Origin of the sequence: Halomonas litopenaei (assembly GCF_017303055.1) — a bacterium.
Lineage (GTDB): Bacteria > Pseudomonadota > Gammaproteobacteria > Pseudomonadales > Halomonadaceae > Halomonas > Halomonas litopenaei_A.
This window is the reverse complement of sequence record NZ_JAEKJT010000005.1, coordinates 388,936-415,825: the sequence shown is the minus strand read 5'-3', so window position 1 is coordinate 415,825 and position 26,890 is coordinate 388,936. Positions and strand designations below refer to the sequence as shown.

Sequence of the window (26,890 nt, the reverse complement as noted above, 5' to 3'; positions counted from 1 at the left end):
AGGCGACAAACAGGGAAGCGTCAAAACCCGCCTGCGTGCTCCCCTGCCACCCGCATTGAGCTCGCGTCTCGCCGACGCCATCGCCCGCTACACCGCCAGCACCAGGCTGACGTCGTGAATCAGCTGGACGTCATTGAAGGGACCTGCCGGGCTTTCCTCGGGGATCAGCCGAAACGCGCGCTGCTCTTCCCGCGGCAGCCCCTGGTACTCGGCGATGACCTGAAACAGCCAGATTTCCTGATCCCATTCGAGCTCGCTATCGGCCAGGTACTCAAGGGCACTGACATCTCCTGGCCTCCCGTCTGGCGCGGCACCGCGGTCCACCACGTCCAGGTAGAAGCGCTCTACATCCTGCTTCAGCGCCTGCTGGCGGGCCTCTACCAGGCTTGGTTCTTCCACCTGGGCGGGGCCGGCGGCCTCGACGATCTCGGGGCGGTGAACCGCAACCGGCAAGGCGTGCAGCAGGCTGGCGATCGTGTCGCTGTCGTGATGGTGGTCCAGGGCCACCGAACCCGCTGCCTGCAAGGGGCTTGCCCGATTGAACAGCTCTGGCACCTCGCTTCTGCGGGTGTAGTTGCCGGGAATAAACCCCGGATGCTCGCGCAGGAAGGCGGCCATACCGGCCACCAGTCGGCTCTGCTGCTGCTGCTGGCGAAAGCGCGCCATCAGCTCGATCAGCCGCCCCTGCACCTCACGCAGGTTGGTGTAATGCAGGCTCAGCTGCTGTTGCAGCTGGCTGATCAGCAGCTTGCGCAACGACCCATCACTGCCCACCAGTTCGATCAGCTCTTCGAAGTCGATCAACGCCATGCCGTCGAGCAGACGCACGATCTGCTTCTGGGCACGGTCGTTCTCGCGGATCTTGTCGTTAAGGCGGCTGACAAAGCCAAAGTCGCTGTTGAGGCGCTGCCACAGACTATCGATGGCGTCGGCGAAGCGGCCGTTGAGGTCGTCCACCTCCTGGCGCAAGCGCAGCATCAGGGGCCCCTGCTGGTAGTGCTCACCGCGATTGACCGCTTCACGATAGCTCTGCACCAGGTTGCGGATCTGCTCAAGGGTCTCACCGACGTCGGCGTTAACGTGGCGGCGGGTCTCATCGGCCAGCATCTCGGCGATCAGCTCGCGCACCTTGGGGGTCAGCTTGACCGCTCCGTGTTCGTCTGGGCGCCACAGGATGCGCGCCGCCAGCAGCTTGCGCAGGGCGCCGTCAGTCAGCGGCTCCAGCGGCACCTCGTCACGGGAGTAGCCCTGCATCAGGACGTCGGCGTAGCGTCCCAGCAAGGAGAGACGCTCGGTGCCGGTGGCCATCAACCGGCTTTCGAGCGTGTGTTCCTCGCTCATAGCAGGGACTCCTGACGGGCCGGTGCCTCATCATCCACCGGCAGGCTTTCTTCGTCGCGAATGAAGCGTACCAGCTCGACCAGATAATCGATCTTGCCGGTGACCAGATAGACCTGACGATCGGCGTGGGGCTGCAGCAAGTAGCCGTGTTCCTTGAGTCGCTTGAACACCTGCTTCATCTGGGCGTCGAGCTGCTCGCTCTGGGAACCGAAAAAAGGATCGGTGGCAAGGCGCTCCAGGCGTTCGCGCAGGCTCTGGTTGTCCTCGCAGCGAGCGCTGAACTCCGCCGGCTTGAGCACATCGCCAGGCGCCGCCAGGGCATCCTGGCCCAGCGCTTCCTGTACCAGTTGCAGCCACTCCAGCAGCGGCAGCAGGCTGTTGACGGTATCGCCCAGCTGGCGCGACAGCTGCTCGCGGGCGTCTTCGTTTAGCTGCCGCCAGGCCAGGAAGTGGACGCTGCGGTCCTCGTTGCTGGCCAGACGGCGGTTGAGCGGACGCAGGTAGGTGTCGATCTGCTCGCGAACGTCGCCGTCTTCAAGTTTGCGAAAGGCGCTCTCGTCGCTGATCGCGCAGATGAACTCGCCGGCCAAAAGGCGCTCCAGCAGGGGGCCGTGTTCGATCATAGGGTGAGCTCCTCTTCACTGCGCTGCTTGAGTCGCTGGGCCAGCTTGCTGAGCCGGGGTTCGATGCGCTTGAGTCGACGGCGGCGAGGATCACTGGCGTCACGGTCGATCAGGTAGCGGTTGTGGAACAGCAGCAGCACATCGGACTCCGGGTTGGGGAAGGCGCCGACGATGTGAATGTGATTGCTGTCACAGGCCTCGAACAGTTTTTCGACGTTGTGATAGGCCAGGGTGCCGATCTCGTCGATGGGCCAGTGCACGCTGATCTCGGCCTGGCCGCGCAGCAGGCGGGTGAAGGCCAGCAGGAACTTGCACAGGATCAGGTAGGCCATGCCGTGGCTCGACGACTCGAGCAACTGGCGGTCGTTCTTGATCACCAGGTCGGTGCCGCCTTCATTAAGGTGCAGCTCCAGGCGCAGCAGACTCTCGAAGCTGTACTGCTGGTCGCTGCGCAGCAGGTCGACCACATCGGCCAGGGCATTGAGGTAGTCGTCTCCGGGCAGGCCACCGGCGTCCTGCCAGTCACGATAGTCCTGGGCGAAGCGCTTGAGCGGCTCCCAGAAACCCAGCTCGTCGATGGTGGACTGGATCTTGACCTCGGCCTTGGTGATGCCTTCCAAGCGCAGGTCGTCGGCCACCTCCTCGGATAGCCTCCGGCTCTGTGCGCTGATGCGTCGGTTGAGGTCGCGAAAGACGGTGAAGAACTTGTCGAGGTCCGCCCCCAGGTTGCGTCCCTGCTGCACCAGCTGCTGTTGCTGGTCTTCGAGCAGGGTAAGCATCCCGCGCAGCAGCGGCAACAGCTGCCGAGGACCGACGTCGGCGCTACCCTGGAGCTCATCGCGGAGCTTGTCGCGCTCGGCGCTCAAGGTATCGATAAAGCCAGCGCTGGCGCCCTTGATCAGCTCCCCCTCGACCTGCTCGCACCCCTTGCGCAGGGCATCCATTTCGGTGGCACGCTCGCTTAGCGCTCGGTGGGCTCGCTCGATACGCTCGTGCACATCCCCGGGTGCCTGACTCTGGGGCGCCGGAGCTGGGTCCAGCGGCAGCTGCTCGACCTGCACCAGCAGCGGCTTGAGGGCGTCGATGATGCCGCTCTCGGTGCTGCGCCGGGTGGACAACTCCGCCAGCGCCTGCTGGTGGGCGCTGCGGGCAGACTGGAACTCGGCCTTGCGCTGCTCGCGCTCGCGCTCGGCGGTCTCCTTGTCACGTATCAGACGGGTTTCCTTCTCCACCAGCTGCGGCTTGCGCTGACCCCAGTCCAGGCGCATGAAGCGGCGATAGTCCTCCAGCTGCTCCTGACGGCCGGCGGTGTCGCGGATGCGCTGATCCAAGGCGGCAAGCCGCGCCTTGGTATCCCTGAGTGAGTCCAGGTCCACGCCCTGCTCCTGCAGCTCACGATCGAAGGCGGCCTCGAGCTCCTGGCGCTGGCGCTGGTGCTCCTGCTTCTGGTCGCTCAGGTACTGCTTGTGCTGGCGGATCTGGTCGTCGATGCCATCCAGGCGGCTCTGGGCATCGGCCTTCACCTCCAGTAGCTGCGCCTGATGGGTCTTGGCCAGAGTGTCGAGGGCATCACCTTTTTCCTGCTTGAGGTCATCATGACTCGCCTGCTGAGCGGCCAGTGACTCCTCCAGCGCCTGACGCCGGGTCTTCTGCTGGCGCGCATGGCGCTCCTGCAGTTGGCTGCGCGCATCCCGAGCGTAGTCCACCTCCGACTCGGCGCGCTTGACCTCCATACGCGCTCGCCGCACGGCATCCTCGGCAGACTGTACCCGCTCGTTGCAGGCCTTCATCTGACGCTCGGCGGCCTGTTCGGCGTTCTCGGCGCGCACCTGCGCGGCCTCGGCCTGCTCGATGGCGACGACCAGGCTCGCCTCATCCTGGGCGTACTCCGGCACGTCCACCGCGGCCAGGTCGAGCCCGACGCCGAACAGCTCATCGTGGTCGTGTTCACCGACCTTGGGTGACAGGTCGCGACGCTCCAGCAGCTCAGGCGCGATCACCTTGCCCAGACGTTGTTCCCAGCCCGGTCGGTGATAGCGCAGGAAGTGGCGCAGCGTGCCTTGCGCGGGATCACGCTGCTGGTGCAGCGCGTGGCAGTGTGCCTCGGCCTTGGCCAGCTGGTGACGGGCGTCGTTGAGCTCCTGCTCCGCCTGGTCTCGACTGCGCTTGAGCGTGTCGTACTCTTCGCGCAGGGCACTCAGGGTTTCCCCGCTGGCGTCACGATCGCTCTGGGCCTGGTCGAGGCGCGCCTGGGCGAGCTCCGCTTCCTGCATCTCTTCTGCTGTGGCGGCACTGGCCGACAGCTGCGCCTTCAGTTCGGCTACCCGCTGAAGCCCTGCGTCGAGGCGTTCACGGTAGCTGTCATCGAGCTCCTGGCGCTGGGACTGGTAGCGTTGCTCCAGCTCGCTTTGCTGCTGCCACTGCTGATTGCGCAGCTCTTCCCTGGTCTCGCCCAACTCGTCGATGCGGGCCTGGGCCTCCTCCTGCTGGCGGGCCAGCTCATCGGCGAGCTCGCGCAGCCGGCCCTCAAGCCGTGACTGGTGCTCCTGAAAGGCGGACTGCATCACCGCCAGGTGCTCGCGCAATTGCTGACTCTGGTCGCGCCACTGGGGCAGCGACTGGACGTCTCGCTCAAGCGCCGGCATGTCGGCTTCTTCGAAGGCCTCGAAGGTATCCTGCAGATCCGACAGCTCCCGCTGAGTCTGCTCGAGCTCGCTGGTCATCTCGCTAAGGCGGTCATTCAAGGCGTCGCGCAGGTGGCCATATTCCGCTTCACGCTCCTGAAACTCCTGCTTGCGGCGAGCGATCTCCGCCTCGGTGTCGGCCAAGGTGCGCTCGGCGCGGTGGCGGTCAGCCTCGAGCTGGGGCTTCAACTGCCACAAGATGGTCTCGCGCTCGGCTACCTCATGGTCCAGCTCATCCAGCTTTGCCAACGCCCGCTCCAGCGGCTCCAGGCGTTTGGACTGACGCATCTGAGCGATCCACTCCCGCGCCTTGGTGCTGCGGATGCGCGTCACCGGCAGTTCGACGCCGTCCTCCTCGAAAATCGCCGCCAGCATGGTCTTGAGGGTGTCCATCTTGCCCTCTTTGGCGTGCACCGCACTGATCAACTTCTCCATATGGCGGATACGACGCTCAGGCTTGACCAGGCTGAACTGGGCGGCCATCTGGCGCAGTCGCAGACTGTCCTTGCGGTTGCCCTGCTGATGGGTGAAGTCGTTCTGGATGACGGCGCGGTAATCCGAGGTGGCCGTCAACTTGGCGGACATCGGCACGTTGTCTCGCCTCAACTGGCTGGCCCAATCGCTGTAGCCGAGTGCTGTCACGCCACCGTTGGCTTCCACCAGATAATGACCGGGCTGATACGGCGCGCCGATAAAGCGGTACTCGATGCCGCCATCGGACTTGCGGGTCAGCACCGCCTGACAGACATTGCCGGCCTCGCGACGATACTCGTAGATCAGGTAGCTGTTGCCGTGGGGTAGATAGAAGGCGTCGAACTTCTTGCGGGTCTTGGGTACCACCTTATTGGGCAGCTCACCGTAGAACACCGGCACCAGACGCTGGAGCGTGGTCTTGCCCGAGGCATTGGTGCCACAGATATTGGTGTGACCATCGACATCCAGTTCGACCACCCCTTCCAGGTGGCCGTGGATCATCACGATGCGCAGCAGGTGAGCCATGGAGTTTCCTTGTTCGCTTGTCCGTCAGGGGGAGTATTCTGCCAGAGACCGCCCGCCCTGACAGTTCGACCAGAGTTGCCCCGGAGCAAGCTTTCGCCTAAAAGAAGTACCCCCACTATCGTCTGCCCACTACCGGAGCCCCCATGAACTTCGCCACCCTCGGCCCTGAAGACAGCAACCACGCCTTGGTCCTGGCCCGCTATCTTGAGCTCCGGCGTCAGGATCTTGGGGGTAAAGACAGCCCACTCTCGCCGACCGTCCAGCTGGTAAACGACTTCCCCCAGGCCTTTCAGGACCTGGTGGACGGGCATCACGACTATGTGTTGCAGGTCAGCGCCCATTTCAGTCACGCCGACTGCGTCGGACGCTTCATGCACCGCGCCTTTCCCGTGGATAGCTTCATTGCCCCAAGCCGGCCCTTGGCACTGGTCGCGCGCAAGGACGTCGCCAGCCCCACAAGCGTCCTGCGTCAACCGGCGACCCGTCACTACACCGACCTAACGGGGCTGAAGCAACGCGACGCCCCCACCATCGTCGCCGCCCTGGAAGGCCTGCTCGACGGCCAAGCCGACGCCGCCATCGTCGCCGAACAGGCCCTGGCCCTCTACCCAGATCAACTGCGACTGTTGCGCCCTCTGGGACCAGCGCTGGACACCTGGATTCTGTACGCCAACCGACCGCTCATGGATGAGGTGCAGCAAGAGCCGGCATTGGGAGACAGTGGCGCCTTACGGGAGCATTTCAGAACGACGTTGGCGCGAAAAAAACCGGCATGATGCATCAACCTCGATAACGTAAGCGGTGTGGCAGGTACTTGCCGCCGCTTTCCCGATGGAAGCGCTGACGTCATCAGCCGAGCGGAGCCAGACGCCCGCAGCGCAGCACCCGGAGCCTATGCGGTATCGGTGAGGAGTTCGAGCAGCGCGTAACGCAGCGAATCGGAGGCGCAGGCATTTATGCAGTGTTTCCTTATGGTGGAGAGTCACACAGGGGAAGGGCCCGCTTCATCACTATCATCCTCCGAACTCCCAAGCCCCGTCGTTGAGTTAAAACTCCTTCAGGCCACCGATACGTGTCGACGCTTAGTCCCCACTTATCCCTACCTGGACAGCCATGACGCCCCCCTAGGAGATAGGGGAACCCACAGATCAGAATAATTTGTGGGAAATCACTCACAAGGCACTGTCCGGTCGAATGGTAAGCTTGCTTTGCGCACACCCTTGTCGCACAAGTATCGTAATGGAGCCAAACCATGGAAAGGTTTTATCGACTCAGCATACCCATTATTGCTTGCGTCATGATGACCGGGTGTGACGGAAGTGCTTCAAAGGAAGAAGCCGGAGGCTACAGGGACGCCGGCTCACCGGTTAACCAAGAGGCCGTTACGGCGCTCATCCAGAACACCATGGACAACATGATCTTTGTTGAAGGCGGCAACTTCCAGATGGGAGATTTTGGGCCGATTGACCCCAAGGCCGAAGGCCTGTATTACACAGCGGACACTGACGATGAGCCAGTACACGAAGTGACGCTAGACAGTTACTCCATCTCTGCAGTCCAGGTGTCCTACGCCGACTACGATATCTATACAGAGGCGACAGGGCTGCCAAAGATCAACGTCGAAGGAAGAAACGTCGAATATCGGGCGCCCGATGTTCCTGCCGGTGTGGACTGGTACCAGGCAAGAGACTACTGCGAATGGCTCGGCGAACAGACAAGGCTTCCCTTTTCACTTCCTACCGAGGCGCAGTGGGAATACGCCGCACGTTCACGTGGGCAGTTTCAGCTATATGGCACCTTCGATGGAAAGCATATGAACCCAGGTGTTAACTATCCGACTCGCGACGAGATAAAGGCCAGCACTCCGTCGGGGAGGATGGGGCCGCATACCATCGGCCTTTATCCATCCAACTCAATCGGTCTCTACCAGATGGGATTAAATGGATTCGAGTGGGTGATGGACTGGTACGATGAAAACTATTACAAAAGATCACCTAAAAATAATCCAATGGGCCCTGAAGAGGGGGAGCATAAAGTCCTGAGAGGAGCTGCCTTCTCTGAAACGTATAGAGCAAAACTAATCATTAGTCGCCGACATTCGGCACCAGATATTTCACTAGATAAGCCTATAGCAGGCCTGACACATAGTCCGTCACGTCTCTACACGTTCCGGTGCTCACTCGCCCACGATGATCAATCATGACCTTGGCTTATATAACTTTAAAAATTGCCCGACGAAACTTAATTTGAACCCGTCTTGCTAACCGAAAAATTCTCCAGACAACTCCTACCAAAATTCAAAGCAGGAGCGGAACGAAGGCAAAGTATATAATCTTAGAAAGCCTCTCCACCTTCAGTCGACACATCAACTTCAAGTATACACTGTGTATAGTTTTCACAAGGAGTATTAAAATGCTTCGACACTTTATCCTGAAACCTGTACTCCAAGCTGTCATTTCTTACAATTTCTGTTCCTATAGAAGACTCATCCCTTATCAAGCTCGCTCGAAGGTAAACAAATGAGCGTTCGAAATGACTCGATAGCGGCGGTGGGAGGTCCTTTTCTCCTAGTGCCAGAAAACCAGAAACCATTTCCTCACCTGCCTCACTGTCTATAATCTCACCCACCCTTGGGGTGACTCTTTTCATCACATTCTTCATCTCGTTCTTGGACTGAATTAAATTAAGAACATGCATAATTGCCGTTTTTCTCTCATTCATAAACCCGAACAGACTGGGGTTTTGCCACCAGCCTTCTACGTCTCTATTTAATGGATGATAGACATCGAACGCATTGGTTTGCATAAGCCAGTAGATGATCATTCCCTTTGCGTCGGGAGTCGCGTATTTGAGAAGGTCAGGATTCTCGTTGACTCGTTCAGCCAAATCGCTCCTCTTATAGGCATTCTCTGCATTGCTGGAAATTTCAGAGAACACCGCGTCAGTCAGATCAGAAATCATCTCTACTGAATATTCCAGATAATCAACAATCTCGCCTCCTTTTGCATTCATCAAAGCGATGATATTCGACAGAGCATAAAATGCGTCATCCTCCATGAAGAACAGCTTTGAATAGTTAATGTTTTTTAATTGGTAGGCTACCCACTTAACAAACTCCATCAACAAATCTGTATCGACCTCGAAGTCGATCTTCCCCTTACTGCCAAAACCTAAGCACGCCCCTGCCCTAGCAGAGATGCGAAATTTTCCCTCTTCATAGCGAACGTGGAAGTCTACGGTAAAACCAGCCCCGGCCAAGACCCCTCGACCAGCCACAGCCTTGGCGAACGGTTGGAAGGTATTGCCTTCTTCGGGGCTCTTCCACTCGAGCTGAACGCCCATTGAGGCATCCATTTTTCCTCCGGCAAAGGCTTCCATGCCAACAGATACCTCGTTATTAGCGGCATGATTGCTGTCATTTTCTCGGAGTATTACGCGCTGCTCCCCAGGAAGGCCGAAGCTTACCAATTCACCAGGCACGCCATTGGCCTGCAGCCGTTCCTCGCTCACTTCAATGTTAAGATTAAGTTCAGCGGCGATACTCGCTCCGACACCGCCTGCACCGGCGATTAAGGTTCGACATCTGATCATACCTAGGTCCATGACCTGCCCACCCGGCAGTTCGCAGGCCAACATCAGGCCGCCAACGGGTGTATAAAAATCCACCGTTGCCTTGGCCTGTGCCAGTACCAGTTCGGCCTTAGCATCGGCTTTAAGAAATGCCGTGCCTTCAAAGGGATTGATCTCGCCAGACAGCCCGCTAGCCCCCGATGTCCAGCGCATCAACTGGGCTTCGGCAGATAGCTCAACACGATAGCTATCACGATCATGTTCCTCGCCACTGACAATGCTATGGCTGTACTTCAAGTTTTCGTTTAGCGCCTTGGACCATTTGAACAGGTCAATGGTCGTCTCTTCCTTTTTCAGCCAGTCATCGAACCAGGGAAAATCGATCTGTATCTTGCCGGTCGTAGCAAATTCTTCCAGCTGAGATCTCAGCTTTTCCCAGTCAAAAAGACCATCTGTCATAACGCTTTCACTGGCGTCGACGTTCCCCCTTGGGAGAAGGATCTCTTCGGCAAAGGCCATGATGATGTGCGAGCGTACATAGGCCAGGCGAAAATATTCGGCGCTTGACTCCCCTCGACGAATGGGTATCAGCTCCATGACCTTGTTGGTATCGCTACTGAGGTTGGTCAAAGGCTCAATGACGCTCTTGAGTACTCGGTTCTTGTCTTCCACCTTGTGCTGCGCCTGTACTATTGCAGTCTGAAGAAGTTGTTTGTCCATCAGAAAACGATGATCACGGCGGGCCGACATCATCAGCGCCACATAGTTGCTGTTGGCCGCTGAAAGTTCGGCAAGGGCACTCTGGTGGTCCTCTACGACCATCTCCATTAACCGGCACTCCTCAATAAAGTGCGCAGCTCCCTCGGGTGACACGCTCACCAACTTATCTCGCCCCACCGCATAGAACAGCAGTGGCGAGCCTCCAATCGCAACATCACGCCCTTGCGGCATCAGGCGGGTTTGGGCATTACCATCTTCCGTATCAGCGGGTAGTGTCGAAGCCTCTGTCATGTCACACGCCTCCCTGCGCATCAAAAATGTCATCCAGGTCATCAAGCCGGTCTAGAACCGTGATGCTCAGGCGCTCTGGTTGACGGGTAACTACCTTCTGCGTCCGCCCCTCTTCGTCACTACGACCCTCGATAGCCCTGCCCTCTGCAGTCACGATCCGGTACTTTGCGAAACGCAGGGGCAAATTCGTCTTCTTGTCACGCAGAACGAAAAACTCGGAAAATATTCCTTGAGGCTCGGGCAATGGAGCCAGCAACTGCTGCAAGCTTGTCGGCCCCGCAAAGCTATGCTGCGCGCCCTTCAGGTCCACCAGTCCCGGCCCGTGGATCTGAATATCCCCATCCTTGAGGCGGATATAGCCACCGCCGCTGGTCAGCAGGATTTCCTCTTCGGCAGCGATGTGGACGCTGTCCTCGGTGGAGGTGATGGTCAGCTGCTTCTCGGCGGTCAGGGCCATCTCATCTGACTGGGCCTGGATATCGACCTTGCCTTGGGCGGCGAACAGCTTGATGCCGGCGCGCTGCACGAACAGCGAGAGCGCCTCGGATATCGCACCCAACAGGCTCCTGCCCGTGGCCAGGTTGATGTCCTCACCGCTGGTGACACTCAGCGACTTGCCCTGGACAAAATGGGTCGACTGCGGGGTGCTCGCGGCGATGCCCGCAGGAGACGCCAGGTGCAACCAGGACTGCTTCAAACTCCCGGCCTGGCCGCGTCCGCCAAGGCTTGCCGTGCGTGCGCTGCCGCCGTCGAACGCGTTGGCCTGGGAGGCCTCCCCCGCCACGCCCTGGGTGTCGTCGGCGGCTTGCTTCAGGTTGGCGCGGGCGGCCAAGGCGTCGGCATGGTGCTCCTCCGCACTCTGGCTAAGGCTGTCGGTGAGTTGCCAGGCGCTGGCGAGCTCTTGATACGCCGGGGCCAGGGCGAGCTGTTCACCGCTCGCGCCCAGTTGCCCCCAGGTCGTCAGCAGCAGTCCCTGATGGGCGCGTACAGCGCCAAAGGCGTCGCTTCTCAGCTCGAAGCCGGTACCGCGAAAGTCGCCGCGGGTGTTGCCCTGCTGGTGGATCAGGTAGCCCAGGTTCAGCTGAGTCTTGGCGTGCTCGGAATTAAGACGAACCCGCTCCTGGTCGGTGGCGTCATCGAACACCAGCTCGTTGTACGTGTTAGCCCGATAGGTCTTGGACTTGAAGCCGGACAGAAGACCGTTGGAATGCCACTCGGGCTGTTCATCACCGTTATAGACGCGCCCGGTGATCAGCGGGCGGTCCGGGTCTCCTTCGAGGAAGCTGACGATCACTTCCTGGCCAATACGCGGGACAAAGACACCGCCCCAACCGGCGCTGGCGTTGGCCTCGCTGACTCGCAGCCAGCAGCTCGACTGGGAATCCCGCTGCCCCAGCCGATCCCAATGGAACTGCACTTTCACCCGGTTGAGCCAGTCGGTGTGGATTTCCTCACCCTCGGGTCCCACCACGATGGCGGTGTGGGGCCCCCCCATGACAGGTCGAGGATGATCCAGCGCCGAGCGGTAGGGCTGGGTCAGGCGCTGGGCCTCCAGGTCCATCAGGTAGTGGCCGGTACCGGCACGCTGGTAGTCGTCACGATGAAGACTGTCGTCATCAAGTCCGTGGGCCCGGCGGGCATCCAGCAGTTCCTGTTGCAGGCTGCCGGGCAAGGTGTGGAGGTGGGCCGAGACCGGCAGGGCATTCTCGGCGAACAGGCTGAGGCCCAACACCAGGAATTCGCGTTCGGTAGTCTCGCCGCGGTCATGTTGAGCGTGCTGGGTCAGTTCGAAGAAGCGACCGACCTGAAGCTGGCGGGCGCCGCCACTGCCAAAGAAGCGCTTGGCGCGAGATTCCAGGGCCGCGAGCCGATGCTCGGTCAGCCGCTCGCCGTGATAGTGGTCATGGTAGTAGTACTCGCCGGGGGCGTCGTAAACCTCCTCGTCCGAGAGGTTACCCTGCTTGTCGCGGGACAGCAGGTCAGTGCGCTTGACCAGGCGAGGCTGCTTGTAGTCGTAGGTGGCAAGGCTGACCCTTGTCGCCTGCTGCTGGCGACGTCCGCCCCATTGGGTAAGCGCGTCTTCGGTCTCGGTGGCGGCCTGGCGATGAAAGCGAATCTGGCGCGGCGCGACCGCCTGGCAGGTGGCCACATCGTCGGTGATCACCAGACGGTGAAGAGCGGTCTCACCGCTTGGGCTACCGGCGTTCTGGCTGTTGTTGAGGCTGCTGTTGTGGCTATCGTTGTGGCCAATGTGCTGGCCATCGCCCTGAGAATGCTCGAAGTAGTAGAACAGGCCTTCCTGTTCCATCAGGCGGTTGACGAAATGGTAGTCGCTCTCGCGGTATTGCACGCAGTAGCTGCGCGCCAGGTAGTCGCGACGTACGTCGATGCGCCAGCCGCCCCGGGCGATATCATGGCCAGAAAAGACGTCTTCGATGATCTCAAGGATGCTCTTGTCCTGAAAGATGCGGCTGTCGCGTCCCAGGTTCAGCATCGCAAGCCAAGGCACCAGGGTCAGCTGGTAGTAGAAGACGCCGCCATCCTCGCCCAATAGCGCCGCGGTCTCGACCAGACCGGACAGCGACCGGTAGCGCCCGTCGGCCTGACGAATCGCGATGGTGGCGGGCTGGGCCATCAAGGACTTGAGCTCGATATCGCCTCGCTGGGCGATCACATCGAGGCGATAGCAGAACGGGCGTGACATCTGCTCCTGCCCGACCAGACGGTGGGGGATCAGGGCTGGGCCCGCTAACGTGGCACCGTGCAGTTCAAGCTGGAGCAGCCGCTCGTTCTGTAACAGCGGAATATCGAAAGAGGCGCGTAGCGCCTTCCACCAGGAGGGATCGCTCATAAATGCCAGCCTTGCTGGCATCGGCACAGCGTTCGATGGCAGGCCATCGACAAGGGATCAATATCCAATCTAGCGCACGTAATGGGCATGAAAGATCCTCTCCTGGCAACATCCATGTAGTCACAGGAGAATCCTACCCAAGCCCTCGACGTGAGCCATCACATCGCAATGACTTTCCGAGAAAGCGACAATTTTTTATTAGAAGAACCTACAAACTTAACAATAAAACGCACGGAATAGCCGCTCATGAAAAGCAGCTATTTATCCTTTTTTGCGCTCCCGTCGCTCACTCATCATCACATCATCGATGCAGGAATTATCGTCTAACGACCACCGTTTTTTCGATGGCCTTGCCCCCGTCGTAACAGCCAGAGAACGGCTCAGAGTACAGACCAGAGCACCGGACAGAGTACAGACCAGAGCTCCGGTAAGAACACCGGTCAGAGCACAGGCCAGGGCACGAAGATCACGCCAAGCCCCAACGCCACCAGCACCAGCCTGACCCACCAGCGGAAGCGTCCGATCAGTCCGTAGGACGTCATCCCAAGGCCAAGCAGCACGCCAAGGGTCGTGCCCAGGGCAAGGACAATCCCACCGCCAAGATCCAAAAGCGCCGGATGCGCCACCATGGCCAACGGGATCAGGTACAGACCGACCCCCAGCGCCATGGCCTTGGCCGCGACCTTGAGCCAGTTTTCATCGGCCATGCCAGCAGCGATGAACACCGCCCCGCACACCGGCGGGGTGATGGTGGAGAGCAGCGCGAACCAGAACACGAACAGGTGAGCCGTCAGCAATGGCAACCCCAGCTCGGTCAGCGCGGGGCCAGCCACCGACACACAGATGACATAGGCCGCAGTGGTCGGCACTTCCATACCCAGTACCAGGCAGGCAAGCGCGGTCAGCAGCAGCGCCGGCCATAGCTGCCCACCGGACAGCGACAGAATGGCAGAGGTCACCTTGACCCCCAGCCCGGTGAGCGCCAGCACACCAATGACCAGGGAGGCGCACAGAATTATGGCGCCGATGACCGCAATCTGGCGACCAGCCGTCAGCGCAGCCTGGGCCAGGCGAGCGCGGAATTCTCTCCCGGACACCTTGAGCTCGGCATTCATGGCCAACAGGGCAAGCCCTGCGAAGATCGCCACGCTGGCAGCATACTGGGGCGTGTTGCCGCCGTGAAAGATACGTTCCAGCAGGATCGCGAAGGGCACCGCAAAGAACAGTGCCGTCGTGACCACCTCACGCAGCGCCGGGCGATCTTCCGCAGCCACAGGTTTCAAGTCATGGCGAGTCGCGAAGGCATTGATACCGATCCACACGGTGGCGAAGTAGAGAAACGCCGGCAGCAGCGCCGCGCCCATGATCTCGGTGTAGGGAGTCCCGGTCAGCTCGACCATGACGAAGGCGCCAGCCCCCATCAACGGCGGCATGATCTGGCCACCGGACGAAGCTACCGCTTCGACCGCACCGGCCAGCGAGCGCGGGTAGCCAAGCCGGGCCATGGAAGGAATCGTGATGGCGCCGGTGGAGGCCACATTGGCCGAGGCCGAGCCCGAGATCGACCCCATCAAGGCGCTCGAGATCACCGATACCTTGGCGCCACCTCCGGTCAGACGACCCGCCGCGGCACCTGCGAGGTTCATGAATCCTCGACCCGCGTCACCGGCATTCAGCACCGCGCCGAAGATCACGAAGATGGCGACCACCGACACGCTGACCCCGGTCAGCTTGCCCCACAGGCCACCCTCAGCAATGGTCAGCGAGCCCACTAGGCTTGCCATGGGCAGCCCCGGATGACCGAACTCACCGGGTAGATACTGGCCCAGGGCCGCGTAGCCCAGCGCCAACGCCGTCACCAGTGGCAATGGCCAGCCGATCGCACGCCGCGCGGCTTCCAGCGCGACGACGATCAACAGCACGCCCACCGCCATCTGCAACGGGGTATCGATAAAGCCATACTGGCCGCTCAGGGCATCCTCGTTGATGACGATGAACAGACAGGCAGCGACACCCAGCGCCGTCAGTGCTAGGCCGCTGGCATGCTGCCAGCGAGTGCGGGCGGAAAACACCAGTACCCATGGCAGCACCAGCGCCATGTGCAGAGGGCGACTGATCAGCGCCGGAGTCAGGCCATGGAAGATCAGGCCAAGGTGGAACACCACCGACAGGGTACCCAGGCCCACCCACACAGGCGTGAGGGTGCGTCGGGCGTCGTTGTCGGTGGCCGAGCGGGCGGCATCGCTTGAACTCATGACATCACTATTTCAGCAGGGACGGTGCCATTACCCGAAGTGATCTTCGCGGCAGTGGCCAGGCCAGTTTTACGGAAAGACGATAAAGAGGAGCCAGGAAAACGCGTATTCGCCACGCAGCCGGGAATGGCATTCATGGCGAATACTCTGTCAGCTCAAGGAATGATCAGCGCTGAGCGTCAGGAATCTGAACGCCGGATTCCTCGTAGTAGCGAAGCGCTCCGGGATGCAGAGGTCCCTCGAGGTTAGCCAGCATCTGAGGAGAAATGGCCTGCCACCAGGGGGACGTCTTGGCCATAGCCTCTCGCCGTTCCCAGAAGGTCTTGGTGAGGGTGTAGGCGGTCTCTTCATCCATCGCGCTGGTGGTATAGGCCACCACCGGTAGTGACGTGGTCAGCACGTCTTCATCCACACCCGCATAGGTACCGGCGGGAATGATCTGAGGCGCAGCTCCGGTTGCCTCCACCTCGGCCTCGCTGAAGGACACCAGTCCGACATCGTGGCTCGCCGCTGTCTCGATCACATTGGGCGCGGGGAAAGAACTCGCGGTGGCAAAGGCGTCGATCTGGCCATTCTTGAGCGCGTCGGGAGCGCTGCCCACGTCGGCGTCGTCGACCTCGACCTGGTCGGCAAGCTCGAACAGGTCCAGATAGCGCGCAGCCTCTCTGGCGCCGAAGGAGCCCTGGCCGATCAACAGGTGCTTGCCAGCCAGTTCATCCAGCGACAGGGTGTCCTGCTCGCCGGCCACCACAAAATGCATGGTCAGTGATGGAATCGGGAACAGCGCGCGAATCTCCTGGAAGCGCGGATGGTTGCGGTTCTCGAACGGGCCGCTGGATTCGCGTGCCTTGCTGACCAGGCCCGGGGGCGAGGTGAAGACATAATTACCGGGCCGCGCCATCACTTCCATGACGTTCTGCACCGATCCCTGGCTTTCTTCCAAGGTGAGGGTGACCTCACCCTCGGTACCGGCCTTGATGGCTTCGGATAGCTCGACCCCCATCTGGTAATAGGCGGTGCCGGCAGACGCCGACTTGTAGGTCAGGCGAGTCTGCGCACTGGCGGTGCCAGCCGCTAGACCGCTCAGCAGAAAGGTACCGGCCAGCACGGCCGTCAAGGCCCTGGAGCCTCGGCTACGAAGATGACGCATGGGGTGGTGTCTCCAGTCGACAATGGGCGGGGCCAGCACCTCTTCTTTCCTTTATAGTGCCGCGCCAGGTACACACCTGCCGGGCTTGGCCGGCCAACAGCATATTCGACTGACGCCCTTCTCGCCATGGCAGGGCCAAAATGCCGACCACGCCTGACTAAGAGACACCTCTGAATCACGAATGAGCGAGACACCCTACGGAAACGCGCATCAGAGCTTTTTGCAGAATCAGGCATGTCGAGTAAGCCTGCTATCGCTCACCAGACTTAAGCAGGTCTCTCTCTTTCCCCCACCTCGGTGGGGTTTTTTTTGCATGTCATCGATGAGCCTAGCCGGATTTCCTGGAAGTCCTCGCGCAGCGCCAGCCCACCACCTGCCTCGCCCATAAGGCGCCGCTGGTGGCCAACGCTGCCGCTACGGCAAGGCTGAAGGCGGTCGTGGGGGGAAGAGTATCGGCACTGAGTGCGAGGACGGCGCTGAAGGCCACCAGGCTCAACATGCCCAGCTGGGTGCTGGCCAGGGTGGCACGCGCTGCCGCTGCTCCGTAGCGCTGGTGCAGGGTCAGGGCGATGGTAAGCATACCGATCGGGAAGCTCAGGACCATGCCCGATACCGCGGGTGCCCAGGTGCCGACCAACAGCGTGGCGAGACACACGATGGCGCCCGCCAGAGAACCCCGAAGCAGTAGATCGACCCAGCGTACCGGCGCCGATACCGACACCGATGCCAGGTGAAGCGAGCGCAGCCGTCGCATGGCCATGGCCAGACAGGCAAGAAACACGATCAGTGCCAGTCCCACACCACCGGGTAGCGCATTGGCGACCGCTGCTGCCACCCACCACAGGCCCGCGGAAATACCGGCGCTGGCCCAGGCTCCAAAGCGACCCGACGCCAGCACAAAGGCCAGACAGAAGGCCAGGGTGGCCAGCATGGCGTGCAATGACCCCAGCGCGGCATCTGCGACCAGGCCACCTGGCTGCTCACGCAGCATGAAGAAGTAACCTGGTCCCAGCACGATCGGGGTGCCGGCCAGTACCCCGCCAATCCCGGGGCCCAGGCGGACGGCGGCCAACGAGACACCGATCACAACTGACGCGGTCGCCAGCCACTTGATCAGCAGAAGAGTCACCATGAAGGGGCTCCCGTGGACGATGGCTACATCACGTCGCCACTGTTGGGCCCAAGCGTCTGGCCAAGATACAGATCACCGTCCGGCGACGCCGCCAGCATCAGCGCCGAAGGCGCCACCTCCTCGGCTCTGCCGAAACGCCCGAGGGGCAATTCGGCTTCCTTGTCGGCGATCCACTCCGGGCTCAGCCCTTCCAGCATCGGGGTCAGGATAGGGCCAGGGGCAATCGCATTGGTCAGCACGTTGTAGGGAGCAAGGTCCCGGGCCATGGACTTGGTCAGCCCCAGCACCCCGGCCTTGGCCGCGCAGTAGTGAGACAGCCCCGTGCCGCCCTTGAGCGCCAGCTGTGAAGCCACATTGATGATGCGTCCGTTCCTGCGCTCCACCATGTGTGGCGCCACGGCCCGACTGACCAGAAAGACCCCGCGCAGGTTGATGCCAATCATGCGGTCAAAGGTGTCCGCACTCATCTCCAGAAACGGCGTTTCGTCGAGTATTCCGGCGCTGTTGACCAGCACGTCGATGCGTTGATGGCGGCCGATCACCTCATCGACCATGGCCGCCACCGAGGCCTCGTCGGAGACATCCACGCGGTGGACGCTGGCCCGCGCATCGAGCTCATCGGCCAGCTGAGCGCAGGCATCGGCGTTACGATCCGCCAGCGCAACGACGGCGCCCTCGGCGTGAAACAGCGAGGCAATGGCGCGACCGATACCGCTGCCACCTCCCACCACCAGAGCCACCTTGCCTTCAAGCTTGAGTGTCATGCAACGATCCTCCTCTGGGGAAAGTCGGGGGTGAGCTGGCCCACCCCCGCAAGGGTGTCAGCTGGGCCAGCGCACGGTCAGGCCGCCGTCCACAATCAGCTGCTGTCCGGTGACGTAAGAGGCATCATCGCTGGTCAGAAAGCGCACCGTGCGGGCGACCTCATCGGCGTGCCCGACACGTCCAGCGGGAATCACCTTGCCTGCCGCCGCCAGCCCTTCCGGCCCCAGGGAGTTGACCGGGTCCAATGACTGTGGCGTCTCGATCAATCCGGGAATCAGGGTGTTGACGCGAATACCTCGTGGGGCGAGCTCCACCGCCAATGACTTCACCAGCCCCACCAGGCCACTCTTGGCGGCGGCATAATGGGCATGGTCATCCCAGCCATACACGCCCCCGGCGATGGAGGACACCGCGACCATGGCGCCAGGCCCGGTCATCACCCTGGCGGCGGAGCGGAAGATCCGCATGACCCCGGTCAGGTCCACCGACAGCATGTCATTCCAGGCATCGTCGGTGAGGTCTTCCAACGCGGCCTGGCGCAGGATTCCCGCGCCTGCAACCGCAATATCCAGTCGCCCAAAGTGCTCGACGGCGGCCTGGGCGAGCGCATCACACTGCTCGCCATCACGTACGTCCACCGCCACCGCCAGGCACTCGCCGCCGGCTTCTCGCACCGCGGCAACGGTGGTCTCGACGTCATGGGGGTCGCCCGGATAATAGCCAGCAACCACCTTGACCCCCGCCTTGGCATAACTGACCGCCAGGGCTTGCCCGATGCCACTGGCCGCACCAGAGATCATGGCGACCTTGCCTTCCAGTCCATCGTCACGCATCAAGCGACTCATGCTGCCACCTCCTTGAGAACATCCTCTTCGCGGTGATCGACCTGACGCGTACCGAACATCAATAGACCACTAAGCAGCAGCGGCAGTGAGCCGGCCAGAATCGCCGCCCAGGTCATGCTGACACCAGCGGTCAGCAGCAGTGACACCAGCCCGGAACCGATGATCGCCCCCACCGGCGCCATGACGTGGGCGACGTTGGCGCCGGTGCCACGCACGTGAGCCGGAAAGGACTCCCCCATGTAGAACAGGATGGCGGCGAACGGGCCGAGCAGGAAGAACAGGGTGACCGCGTACATGGCATAGACGAAGCCATCGGTCGCCGGCCCCAACAGCATCAGCATGCTGGCGATGCCCCCGAGCAGAAAGCCCAGCAACACGGTATTGCGACGCCCGATACGATCACCTACCCAGCCATGACTGAGGTAGCCGACAAAGCCCACGGCGTTCGCCAGGATCAGGACATACAGGGAACTCTCGAAGCTGACACCCTTGGCCTCGACCAGCACGGTGGTACCCAACACCGCAAACACCTGGATCGCCATCCAGCTGAACAGCCAGACCAGCGAAAGAGAGATGGTGTGGCGACGCAGCTCTGGCGAGAACACGCCCTTGAGCCCCAGGTTCTCGCCATTGTTGACCTCGATGTCGTGTTCGGCCGCAAGGCTCGCCGCCCCGCTGTCGTCACCCGCCTTGCGCCGGCGCTCGACTTCCTTGATGGCGGCGAAGACAGGGGATTCCGGCAGCTTGATCGCCATCACGATGACAATGATCGAGGCACAGGCGGCCACGAAGAAGCTTCCTCTCCAGCCCACGATGGGCAGCAGCAGTGAGGTCATCCCGGCGGCGAGCAGGGCACCCACCGGCCAGCCGCTCTGCACCAGGCTATACATGAAGCCACGCCCCTTGGCCTTCTTGTAGATCTCGTTGAGGTAGACGGCATTGACCACCTCTTCAGAAACCGCAAAGCCAGAGAAGGCGCGGATGATCACCATGGACGCCGCACCGATGGCGATCCCCGACAGACCCGAGCTGACCGCGCCCCCGATCACCAGAAAGATCAGGGTCTTCTTGCGACCGAAGCGATCGAGCATCGTACCGACCACCAGAGAGACCAGAAAGACCCCGATGGTGGCCCAGGTATTGACGGCAGTGGCCTTGGCGGTGGTCCAACCGAAGTCCTCGGCGATCACCGGCAGCAAGGTGCCAAACAGAGTGTAGTCGTAGACCGACGCCACCCAGGCGATAAAGCAGACCAGAGAGGCATAGCCAATCTGTTTCTTGGTTATGACCGCGTTCCAGGGGGCTTCTGCGTCGGCGGGAGCCGTGCCAGGGGCACTGGAGGACACAGTGGAGGTTGGTTCAGTCATCGACGTCACCCTTTGTTCGTTATCGTTGTGGTGTGAAGGTCAGGCGGGGCGAAACGTGAAGGCTTGGTGGCTCGCCCGGCAACGGCGCCGAGCGAGAGCATCCCTTCGGTTCGTTCAGGTTCTGGGGTGGCGCTTGGCGAAGTCGTCGGCGATTTCGTCGAAGGTGCAGAAGCGCACGCCCTCGTGGCTCTGCATGTGCTCAATCAGGCGCTCGAGCATCATCAGCACCTGGGGACGCCCGGACACATCCGGGTGAATGGTCATGGTGAATACTGCGTAGTCATTCTCGCGGTAGACCCAGTCGAACTGGTCCTGCCACATTTCGCCCAGCTGCCGCGGGCTGACAAAGCCGTGGCTGTTGGGAGACTTCTTGATGAACATCATCGGCGGCAGGTCATCGAGGTACCAATTGGCGGGAATCTCGATCAGATCCGTTTCCTCACCCCGCTCAAGGGGCTTCATCCACTCCTTGGCGGACTTGGAGTAATCGATCTTGGTCCAGGAGTCGCCTACACGCACGTAGTACGGATGAAAGTCATTGTGCATCAGGCTGTGGTCGTACTTGATGCCCCGCTCGAGCAGCAGCTCGTTGGTCACCGGACTGAACTCCCACCATGGAGCGACATAGCCAGTGGGGCGCTTGCCGGACAGCTTGGTCACCAGCTCGATGCTGTGATCAAGGACATCGCGCTCCTGCTCGCGGGTCATGGCGATGGGGTTCTCGTGGCTGTAGCCGTGCACGCCGACTTCATGACCCGCGTCGACCACTGCCTTCATCTGCTCGGGGAAGGTCTCGATGCTGTGGCCGGGAATGAACCAGGTGGTCTTGAGGTTGTAGCGTTCGAACAGCTTGAGCAGGCGGGGGGCGCCGACCTCGCCAGCGAACAGCCCGCGGGAGATATCGTCCGGTGAATCTTCGCCGCCATAGGAGCCGAGCCAGCCGGCCACGGCATCCACGTCGACACCAAACGCACAGAGAATTTCTTTCTTGGCCATCGTGTAAACCTCGTCTTGTCACTTGGAGTTATTGAGATCTGTTGGCGAAACCGGCCACGCCATGGGCATCTGGACACGGGATAGAGCGCAGCTCACCGCTCCAGAACATCGCCTTTCAATTGAAGACTGGATACAAAGGTCATTTTTGTCAAGACAGTGGCTTTTCGCTTTCGAGGCGTAACGGATCCATCGACAGACGCTCTCATCCACCGCAAAGAACGCACTAACGCCTTTTTTCTCAACAAAATAGAAACAACAGGAAAGAAGCACCGGGAATCTTGAGACTCGCAAGAAATACAACTAAAGTCGAAAAAAGAGAAAGCGCAGAAACGGATAAAAACGCAGAACGTCATTTTTTTGATCATCGCATTCCGATGACATTTTTCAGTGCCCCAGCATGACGCAGCCGCGGCAAGCATCAGTGGAAGCAGAAGGGGGATAGAGGGAGAGGGAGAGGGAGAGGGAAAGCCACAGGGGCTGAGCCACAGCCCCAGAAGCGCCAGCGACAGCACAACGAGAGGTCAGCGGCTGCCGGTCATGCTAGAGAGATAGTGACGCCGGAGACCCGACGTCAGCAGCAACAGGGGAGATCGCCACCGCCAGGGATCATACGATGCGCTGCAGGTAAGGCGGCAGTTCAGGTTCAGGAAACACTGACAGCACCTTGAGGCGACGCCGGGTACGCTCAGCGGCGGCCTGGAGGTGTGATTGCAGGCTGGAGGCGGCAGCATCGAAGGCGCCATATAGCAGGTGATCGATGACAAGCTTGTGCTCTACCAGCAGCGGCTCATCGCTTGGCACCCCCAACACCTGGAAGAACATGCGATTGACGATCACTGGCAGCTGGCTCTGGGCGATCATTTCGCCGGCCTTGCGGTTGCGATAGTGTCGCAGACAGTGCTGATGCAGATCCTGCTCCAGCCGCGCAAGGGTCGCAGCGCTCTGTTGTTCAGGCGCATCGATCAGCTGCTGCACCCGTGCCTGCATGGCCTCGAGCTCGTCACGCGCCAGATGCGGCCCCGAAGCCTTCAGTGCCGCCGGCTCGAGCAGGATCCTGATCTCGTAGTCCTCGGCCACAGCCTGCGCCGTCAGCGGGCCTGCCAACCAGTGCGAGTGGCGATCCTTCTCGATCAGTCGCTGGCTACGCAGCCGCCCCAGCACCTCGCGTGCCACCGTCCTGCTGACCCCATAGTGCTCGCTGAGGGTGGTTTCCACGATGCGAAAATGGCCAAAGGCGAGGCACGTCGCCACCGCCTCTTCCACTTCAGCGTAAATCCGCTCAGCCGCGGGCCTCGTGTCCACCACCGGCGCCTGGTCGTCACACAGCCCCAAGCGCTCAGCCGTCAACGGCCCCCGGGCGGGGGACACGGCCCCAGGGTGCGGCGTTGCCACAAAGCCACGCCCTTCAAAGCGGCTGATCACCCCTTGTTCGTGCAGCAGCTCCAGCGCCTTGCGTACCGGCCCGCGACTGGTCCCGAACAACCGTGCCAGCGGTCCTTCCAACAACACCTGATTGGGCGCGACACGGCCTGAACGTATGGCGTCCCGCAGCGAATCCTGAATCATTGCATAGCGCGGCGGGCGTCCCCCACCGTGCGTGCTGGTCTTTTCTGCCGTATCCAGAAGTCGCCCTCCCTGTCGTTGGCGAGCCGCCCTGCCGCAAGGCAGCCCCATAGTCTGGCAGCTCATGCCGCCCCTTTCGACCCGCTCAAAATGACACCTGTCGACGAAAGCAGCCCGGTCATCCACGCCCGACCCCATCTGGAGCGCTCGCGCCGGGGCTCTACTATGCCGAAAAAACAGCCTATTGCATTTACTTTCCGTACCAAATGCGGCTTAAGGCTAGAGGCAAAGCTTGTCAAAAAATGGTTTTTGTATCCATACTGCATTTACGCGATCTTGAGAGATCTCCTCCCCTCTCCGGCGCTATCGCTCCCAACAACAACCTTTCACACCCAGGTGCGATACCATGACAAGCACTCAACACACATCGCCGCCCCCTGCCCCTTCGACGCGCTCCGGTACGTCATCCCAAGCGACGACGTCCTCCTCGGCCAACGCCAGCGATCATCTGCTGGAGGCGGCGATCCTGCCGGTATGGCTCAATCAGCGCACCATCGGCTTTCTGGGCTTCATCTGGCTCTGGATCGGCATGGCCGTCATCATCGCCACCTTCCAGCTAGGCGCTGGCGGTGTCGCTGGCCTGCCACTGGTCCAGGTGGTCGCCATCATCTTCCTGGCCAACCTGGTCCTGGGCGTGGTGATGAGCCTGACGGCCGATATCGGGACCGAGCACGGCCTGTCGTTCGCGGTCTATCTGCGCGCTCCCTTCGGCCTCAAGGGCACCCACCTGCCCGCCGTATCACGCGGCATCGTCGCGGCTATCTGGTTCGGCGTCCAAACGTACCTAGGGGCGCTGGCCCTCAACGGCATCGTCGAATACCTGTGGGGCCTCGACAACTGGGTGCTCTGGTACCTGCTGTTCGCCGTCGTGCAGATCGTCAATACCGCCCTCGGTATCCGCGCGGTAGAGCTGCTGGCGTCGATCGCCGCGCCCTGCATCGTGGCCATCTCGGTATGGATGTACTTCACCCTGGACGTACTGGCCGAGACCCAAGGCATCAACATCTGGACCTTTGCCGGCGATCAGGACGTGGCGGCGCTGGGACTGTTCTTCGCCAACATGGCTTTCTGGTCGGCGCTCGCCGTCGATATCCCCAACCTCACCCGCTTTCTGAAGACCGAGGCGGGTGCCAGAAGCTTCTTCCAGCGCAACCGCAACGTCTTCGTGGCGCAGTTCCTGGCGCTGCCCGCCACACAAGCCTGGATTGCACTGATCGGCGGCGTCTCCTTTATTGCGGCGGGCGACTGGAACCCGGTCACCGTCATCCAGGGCCAAGGCGGCGGCTTCACCCTGATTGCGCTGCTGGCCATGGTGATCCTGGCCCAATGGTCGACCAACAATGCTGCCAACCTGATTCCGGCGGCCCTGACCTTCGTCAATGCCGGGGCGCCAAGGGTCAGCTATCCGGTCGCGCTGGTCATCGCGGGGGTGGTCGGCACCGCGTCAATGCCATGGCTGATTCTCGATAACCTGTTCACCTTTCTGAGCTACTACGGCGCCGTGCTGTCTGCCGTCGGGGGCATCATGGTGGCTGACTACTATCTGCTGCGCCGGCGTCGCCTCAATGTACCCGCGCTGTTTGATCCTGCAGGGCAGTTCCGTTTCTGTGGTGGCTTCAATCCCGCAGGGCTGATTGCCTGGCTCGCCGGTGGCACTCTCGCGCTGATCTTTCTCGAGTATGCCTACGCCGTGGGTTTCGTCACCGCCCTGGTGGTCTATGTGGTACTGATGAAGGCCTGGATCCTGCGCCGGTACCCTCAGGAGGAGATCACCTCCGGCTACGACGATCGATTCCTCGCCACCTCGGTGGGCCGCAACTGGGTCTACACCGAGCAGGGACGCTTCGAACGCCTGGAAACCGGTGACATCCCCGACTCCGCGCTCAAGCGCGAGGATCGCTGAGTCGTCGTCTGGTGCCGCCCGCGGCGGCGCCCACCAACCGCAACAGGAGACGTGCATGCCTGCCTCCCCCTTCACCGCCCTGGCCATCGGCGAGGCCATCCGACGCGGCGAACTCGATCCGGTCGCGCTGACCCGCCAATGCCTGACCCGGGCCGCCGACAGTGACGCCGTCTTTATCTCGCTGACCGAGCAACGCGCTCTGGTGGAGGCCGAGGCCTGTGCCCAGCGTCAGCGCTCGGGCACCCTGCGCGGACCGCTCGACGGTGTGCCGCTGGCCTGGAAGGATCTGTTCGATATCGCCGGCACCGCCACCACCGCCGGCGGCAAGGTGCTGGGCAAGACGCCGGCCGCGCGCGACGCCGAGGCGGTACGCCACACAGCCGGCGCGGGCATGGTCGGCATCGGCAAGACCAACCTCACCGAGATCGCCTACTCGGGGCTGGGCCTGAACCCGCACTTTGGCACACCGCACCATACGCCAGCCGGCGCCGAGCCACGGGCGCCCGGCGGCTCGAGCTCAGGCTCTGCGGTGGCGGTCGCGGCAGGCATCGTGCCCGCCGCCATCGGCACCGACACCGCGGGCTCATTGCGCGTCCCGGCGGCCTTCAATGGGCTGGTGTCCTATCGCCCCTCCCAGGCCCGCCACTCGCGCCAGGGCGTGACACCGCTGGCCGACAGCCTGGACACCATCGGCGTCATCGCCACCACCCTCGAGGACTGCCTGGCCATCGACGACACGATGCGCGGCAGCGCGCCGCTGGCCCGCGCCGCCGCCGCGCCCGAACAGTCGGTGATCGTGCTCGATACAGGCTGCCTCGACGACCCGAGGGTATCCCGCGCCGTGGGCGACAATCTGGAGGCCTGCGCCAGCCGCCTTGAGGACGCCGGCTTCCACATCATCCGTCGCCGCGTGGCCAGCGTCGCCGACACCCTGGAGGCCATCGCCCGCCACGGCTGGCTGGGCGCGGCGGAGGCCTACACCGAGTATCGCGCCTTGCTGGAAGGCCCCGATGCCGAGGCCATGGACCCCCGGGTACGCAAGCGCCTGGCGGCCGCCCGCCAGATGCCCCCGGACAGCGTGGTCAGCCTGTACCGCCTGCGCCGGGCGCTCAAGACTCGGCTGCGCGAGGAGCTTGCCGGCGCGACCCTGCTGACGCCCACGGTGGCGCATGTGGCGCCCTTGATCGCGCCGCTGGAAGCCGACCCCGAGCACTTCGCCGAGGTCAATCTGGCGACGCTGCGCCTGAGCATGGTGGCAAGCCTGCTCGACTCGCCCGCGGTGGCGCTGCCCAGCGGACGTGACGACGACCGCCAGCACACCAGTCTGCAGCTGAGCGGATCCTGCGGCGAGGACGAAGCACTGCTGCGGGTGGCCCTTGCCGCCAGCTCGGCGCTGACGGCCTAAATCACATTCATTCGGCGCCGACGGCGCCATCGGAGGTTGGCATGTGCGGACTGTGCGGTGCATTCGGCGGCGAAAGCCACTGGAGCACCACCATCGAGGACCCCGAGCAGGCCCACTTCGCGCGCAGGCGCGCCCGTGCCTACCGGGTCACCCTGATCAATCGGGTACTTGCGCCGAGTCGTATTACCATCGAGGACTTCCAGGCGGCCAGCTTCGTGTTGGCAAACGCCACCGGCAAGCGCGATATCGTGCAGGACCTGGGTGGCGTCTGGCAGCAGGCCGAGCAGATGTGCGGACGCCAGCTGGACCCGTTGGATGCCGATTTTCTGGCGTCTCTTGCCTGACACCATCGCGCGACACGAGACTCCCT

At 61.8% G+C, this 26,890-nt stretch carries 18 protein-coding genes; 5 read left to right on the top strand and 13 right to left on the bottom strand.

Features of this window, described 5'->3' with window-relative positions:
- Window positions 1–87 precede the first annotated feature (87 nt).
- The 3 genes from JF545_RS12040 to JF545_RS12030 are packed head-to-tail and all read right to left on the bottom strand — an operon-like array spanning window position 88 to window position 5,647.
- The gene (locus JF545_RS12040; RefSeq protein WP_206942371.1) at window positions 88–1,341 is read right to left on the bottom strand and encodes a hypothetical protein; all 1,254 of its coding nucleotides are present in this window, start codon (window positions 1,339–1,341) and stop codon (window positions 88–90) included.
- Window positions 1,338–1,964, bottom strand: coding sequence for a hypothetical protein (locus JF545_RS12035; RefSeq protein ID WP_206942369.1), 627 nt, complete (start codon window positions 1,962–1,964; stop codon window positions 1,338–1,340). The genes JF545_RS12040 and JF545_RS12035 overlap by 4 nt, the downstream gene beginning before the upstream one ends.
- Window positions 1,961–5,647, bottom strand: coding sequence for an ATP-binding protein (locus JF545_RS12030; protein WP_206942367.1), 3,687 nt, complete (start codon window positions 5,645–5,647; stop codon window positions 1,961–1,963). Before JF545_RS12030 ends, JF545_RS12035 begins: the two co-directional genes overlap by 4 nt.
- Window positions 5,648–5,790: 143 nt before the next feature.
- Between JF545_RS12030 and JF545_RS12025 the strand changes: the two genes are divergently transcribed.
- Together JF545_RS12025 and JF545_RS12020 are read left to right on the top strand one after the other, a co-directional pair.
- Window positions 5,791–6,423, top strand: a complete 633-nt coding sequence (locus JF545_RS12025; protein ID WP_242520808.1) for a hypothetical protein — start codon at window positions 5,791–5,793, stop codon at window positions 6,421–6,423.
- 476 nt (window positions 6,424–6,899) lie between these two features.
- Window positions 6,900–7,850, top strand: a complete 951-nt coding sequence (locus JF545_RS12020) for a formylglycine-generating enzyme family protein (protein ID WP_206942364.1) — start codon at window positions 6,900–6,902, stop codon at window positions 7,848–7,850.
- 131 nt (window positions 7,851–7,981) lie between these two features.
- On the opposite strand, the gene JF545_RS12015 is transcribed toward JF545_RS12020, so the two are convergent.
- The 10 genes from JF545_RS12015 to JF545_RS11970 all read right to left on the bottom strand — a co-directional run bounded on the left by JF545_RS12015 (window position 7,982) and on the right by JF545_RS11970 (window position 23,278).
- Window positions 7,982–10,228: a hypothetical protein gene (locus JF545_RS12015; protein WP_206942354.1), complete on the bottom strand. Its 2,247-nt coding sequence runs from the start codon at window positions 10,226–10,228 to the stop codon at window positions 7,982–7,984.
- A 1-nt stretch (window position 10,229) separates the two neighbouring features.
- Window positions 10,230–13,079, bottom strand: a complete 2,850-nt coding sequence (locus tag JF545_RS12010) for a type VI secretion system Vgr family protein (protein WP_206942352.1) — start codon at window positions 13,077–13,079, stop codon at window positions 10,230–10,232.
- A 440-nt stretch (window positions 13,080–13,519) separates the two neighbouring features.
- The gene (locus tag JF545_RS12005; protein WP_206942341.1) at window positions 13,520–15,334 is read right to left on the bottom strand and encodes a TRAP transporter permease; all 1,815 of its coding nucleotides are present in this window, start codon (window positions 15,332–15,334) and stop codon (window positions 13,520–13,522) included.
- 166 nt (window positions 15,335–15,500) lie between these two features.
- Window positions 15,501–16,484, bottom strand: coding sequence for a TAXI family TRAP transporter solute-binding subunit (locus tag JF545_RS12000; RefSeq protein ID WP_206942338.1), 984 nt, complete (start codon window positions 16,482–16,484; stop codon window positions 15,501–15,503).
- 328 nt (window positions 16,485–16,812) lie between these two features.
- Entirely contained in the window at window positions 16,813–17,616 is an 804-nt protein-coding gene (locus JF545_RS11995; protein WP_206942336.1) for a hypothetical protein, read from the bottom strand.
- 23 nt (window positions 17,617–17,639) lie between these two features.
- On the bottom strand, window positions 17,640–18,380 hold the full coding sequence (locus JF545_RS11990) for an SDR family NAD(P)-dependent oxidoreductase (RefSeq protein ID WP_206942334.1): 741 nt from the start codon (window positions 18,378–18,380) through the stop codon (window positions 17,640–17,642).
- A gap of 57 nt (window positions 18,381–18,437) precedes the next feature.
- Window positions 18,438–19,226 carry an SDR family NAD(P)-dependent oxidoreductase gene (locus JF545_RS11985; RefSeq protein WP_206942332.1) on the bottom strand — a complete coding sequence of 263 codons (789 nt, stop codon included), beginning with the start codon at window positions 19,224–19,226 and terminating at the stop codon, window positions 18,438–18,440.
- On the bottom strand, window positions 19,223–20,593 hold the full coding sequence (locus JF545_RS11980; protein ID WP_206942330.1) for an MFS transporter: 1,371 nt from the start codon (window positions 20,591–20,593) through the stop codon (window positions 19,223–19,225). Before JF545_RS11980 ends, JF545_RS11985 begins: the two co-directional genes overlap by 4 nt.
- 114 nt (window positions 20,594–20,707) lie before the next feature.
- Complete coding sequence (locus JF545_RS11975) at window positions 20,708–21,589, bottom strand: polysaccharide deacetylase family protein (protein WP_206942328.1); 882 nt, start codon at window positions 21,587–21,589, stop codon at window positions 20,708–20,710.
- Window positions 21,590–22,195: 606 nt separating this feature from the next.
- Window positions 22,196–23,278: a GntR family transcriptional regulator gene (locus tag JF545_RS11970; RefSeq protein ID WP_206942326.1), complete on the bottom strand. Its 1,083-nt coding sequence runs from the start codon at window positions 23,276–23,278 to the stop codon at window positions 22,196–22,198.
- Between the two features lie 280 nt (window positions 23,279–23,558).
- On the opposite strand from JF545_RS11970, the gene JF545_RS11965 reads away from it, so the two are divergent.
- From JF545_RS11965 to JF545_RS11955, 3 genes are read left to right on the top strand one after another with little or no spacing between them, the layout of a single operon-like run.
- On the top strand, window positions 23,559–25,115 hold the full coding sequence (locus JF545_RS11965; protein WP_242520807.1) for an NCS1 family transporter: 1,557 nt from the start codon (window positions 23,559–23,561) through the stop codon (window positions 25,113–25,115).
- Between the two features lie 55 nt (window positions 25,116–25,170).
- Entirely contained in the window at window positions 25,171–26,520 is a 1,350-nt protein-coding gene (locus JF545_RS11960; RefSeq protein WP_206942325.1) for an amidase family protein, read from the top strand.
- A 41-nt stretch (window positions 26,521–26,561) separates the two neighbouring features.
- Window positions 26,562–26,864 carry a hypothetical protein gene (locus tag JF545_RS11955; protein ID WP_206942323.1) on the top strand — a complete coding sequence of 101 codons (303 nt, stop codon included), beginning with the start codon at window positions 26,562–26,564 and terminating at the stop codon, window positions 26,862–26,864.
- The last annotated feature ends 26 nt before the right edge of the window (window positions 26,865–26,890 follow it).

Bases quoted from the DNA above. Each gene is read 5' to 3' on its own strand.
- JF545_RS12040 (WP_206942371.1), bottom strand. From the start codon at position 1,341: ATGAGCGAGGAACACACGCTCGAAAGCCGGTTGATGGCCACCGGCACC.
- JF545_RS12035 (WP_206942369.1), bottom strand. From the start codon at position 1,964: ATGATCGAACACGGCCCCCTGCTGGAGCGCCTTTTGGCCGGCGAGTTC.
- JF545_RS12030 (WP_206942367.1), bottom strand. From the start codon at position 5,647: ATGGCTCACCTGCTGCGCATCGTGATGATCCACGGCCACCTGGAAGGG.
- JF545_RS12025 (WP_242520808.1), top strand. From the start codon at position 5,791: ATGAACTTCGCCACCCTCGGCCCTGAAGACAGCAACCACGCCTTGGTC.
- JF545_RS12020 (WP_206942364.1), top strand. From the start codon at position 6,900: ATGGAAAGGTTTTATCGACTCAGCATACCCATTATTGCTTGCGTCATG.
- JF545_RS12015 (WP_206942354.1), bottom strand. From the start codon at position 10,228: ATGACAGAGGCTTCGACACTACCCGCTGATACGGAAGATGGTAATGCC.
- JF545_RS12010 (WP_206942352.1), bottom strand. From the start codon at position 13,079: ATGAGCGATCCCTCCTGGTGGAAGGCGCTACGCGCCTCTTTCGATATT.
- JF545_RS12005 (WP_206942341.1), bottom strand. From the start codon at position 15,334: ATGAGTTCAAGCGATGCCGCCCGCTCGGCCACCGACAACGACGCCCGA.
- JF545_RS12000 (WP_206942338.1), bottom strand. From the start codon at position 16,484: ATGCGTCATCTTCGTAGCCGAGGCTCCAGGGCCTTGACGGCCGTGCTG.
- JF545_RS11995 (WP_206942336.1), bottom strand. From the start codon at position 17,616: ATGGTGACTCTTCTGCTGATCAAGTGGCTGGCGACCGCGTCAGTTGTG.
- JF545_RS11990 (WP_206942334.1), bottom strand. From the start codon at position 18,380: ATGACACTCAAGCTTGAAGGCAAGGTGGCTCTGGTGGTGGGAGGTGGC.
- JF545_RS11985 (WP_206942332.1), bottom strand. From the start codon at position 19,226: ATGAGTCGCTTGATGCGTGACGATGGACTGGAAGGCAAGGTCGCCATG.
- JF545_RS11980 (WP_206942330.1), bottom strand. From the start codon at position 20,593: ATGACTGAACCAACCTCCACTGTGTCCTCCAGTGCCCCTGGCACGGCT.
- JF545_RS11975 (WP_206942328.1), bottom strand. From the start codon at position 21,589: ATGGCCAAGAAAGAAATTCTCTGTGCGTTTGGTGTCGACGTGGATGCC.
- JF545_RS11970 (WP_206942326.1), bottom strand. From the start codon at position 23,278: ATGAGCTGCCAGACTATGGGGCTGCCTTGCGGCAGGGCGGCTCGCCAA.
- JF545_RS11965 (WP_242520807.1), top strand. From the start codon at position 23,559: ATGACAAGCACTCAACACACATCGCCGCCCCCTGCCCCTTCGACGCGC.
- JF545_RS11960 (WP_206942325.1), top strand. From the start codon at position 25,171: ATGCCTGCCTCCCCCTTCACCGCCCTGGCCATCGGCGAGGCCATCCGA.
- JF545_RS11955 (WP_206942323.1), top strand. From the start codon at position 26,562: ATGTGCGGACTGTGCGGTGCATTCGGCGGCGAAAGCCACTGGAGCACC.